The organism is Rhizobacter sp. P2_H2 (assembly GCF_056403375.1).
Genome location: NZ_JBFUFP010001257.1, coordinates 1 through 1,428 on the forward strand (window position 1 = coordinate 1; position 1,428 = coordinate 1,428).

2 protein-coding genes are annotated in these 1,428 nt (G+C 72.7%); both read left to right on the plus strand.

Going from position 1 to position 1,428, the window contains the following annotated elements:
• A partial coding sequence (locus AC1D15_RS32115; protein ID WP_477829242.1) for an MFS transporter occupies positions 1-923 on the plus strand: 923 nt, incomplete at its 5' end.
• Between the two features lie 25 nt (positions 924-948).
• Positions 949-1,302 (plus strand): YciI family protein, encoded by a 354-nt coding sequence (locus AC1D15_RS32120; RefSeq protein ID WP_047500195.1) that lies wholly within the window; start codon positions 949-951, stop codon positions 1,300-1,302.
• Positions 1,303-1,428: the final 126 nt, after the last annotated feature.

Consider the following 1,428-nt stretch of genomic DNA (forward strand, 5'->3'; position numbering starts at 1 on the left):
CCTTCGGCTGCGCGCTCGCGCCGGACATCGGCTGGCTGCTCGCGATGCGCGCGCTGCAGGGCGCGGCCGCCGGTGCGGCGACGGTGGTGGCCCCGAGCGTCGTGCGCGCGACGCTGCCGGACGAACATGCGGTGAAGGGCATCGCCTCGATCGCGATGATCGAGTCGGCGGTGCCGGCCGCCGGGCCGGTGCTCGGCAGCGCGCTGCTGCTGGTGATGGACTGGCGCGCCACCTTCTGGATCCTCGGCGGCGTCACGCTGCTCGCGCTGCCCTTCGTCGTGCGCGTCACGCCACGCGAGCTGCCGGGGCTGGACCGAAGCGCCGCCTCGGGCTATGCCGCGATCATCGGCAACCGCAGATTCCTGCGTCTCGCGCTGTGCCATGCACTGTGCTTCGGCGCGCTGCTGAGCTTCGTCGCCAGCGCGCCGCAGCTGATGGTGCATGCCTACGGCCGCGGCGCCGCCAGCTTCGCCGCGCTGCAGCTGATGAGCGTGCTGTGCTTCATGGCGGTGGCGAGCCAGTCGGGGCGGATCAGCCGGCGCTTCGGTGCGGCGCGCGCGGTGCAGGCCGGCTGCTGGGCGCATGGGGCGCTGTGCGGCGGCTTCGCGCTCGCGGCCTGGCTGGGGCAGCCGAGCTTCGCCGCCGTCGCGGTGTTCTGGTGCGCCTTCACCGCGGTGCTCGCGGTGCGCGGGCCGGCCGCGTTCAGCGAGGCGCTGGCCCTGCCGCCGGTGCAGATGGGCCGCGCGTCGGCACTGCTGATGCTGGCGATCCTCGCGGCCGGCGCGCTCGGCACGCAGGGCGTGGCGCCGTTCATGTCGGGCCGCTCGCCGCTGCCGCTGGCCCTGGCGATGCTGCTGTTGTGCGTGGCCAGCCTCGCGATGGTGCTGCCGTATCCCCACGGCCGCGCATCCGCGACACAATGAACGCCCATTCGAGATCGGAGACCCCATGTCCTACATGATGCTCATCGTCGAACCCGTCGAACAGCGCGGCCAGCGCACGCTCGCCGAAGGCCAGGCGGCCTACGACAGCATGCTGGGCTACGCCGAGAAGCTGAAGGCCCGCGGCGTGCTGAAGAGCGCCGAGTCGCTGCTGGCGCAGGACCGCGCGGTGCGCGTGCAGAAGCGCGCCGGCGAGAAGCGGCTGGTCGACGGCCCGTTCGCCGAGGCCAAGGAAATGATCGGCGGCTTCTTCCTGCTCGACGTGAAGACGCGCGACGAGGCGGTGGCCATCGCGGCCGATTGCCCGGCCGCCGAGTGGTGCACGATCGAGGTCCGCGAGCTCGGCCCCTGCTTCGCCTAGGCGCCCCGGGGGTTATCCCTGAGCCGGCCATGGGGATGTCGATCCGGCCGCTGATCGCCCGTCGTGTGAACAGGGGCGGACCCATCGATCCGCCCGCCACACCCAGGAGCCGATCATGCTGAAGTC

What these genes read in the sequence shown, in the direction of transcription:
- AC1D15_RS32120 (WP_047500195.1), top strand. Translation starts at nt 949, where the DNA reads ATGTCCTACATGATGCTCATCGTCGAACCCGTCGAACAGCGCGGCCAG.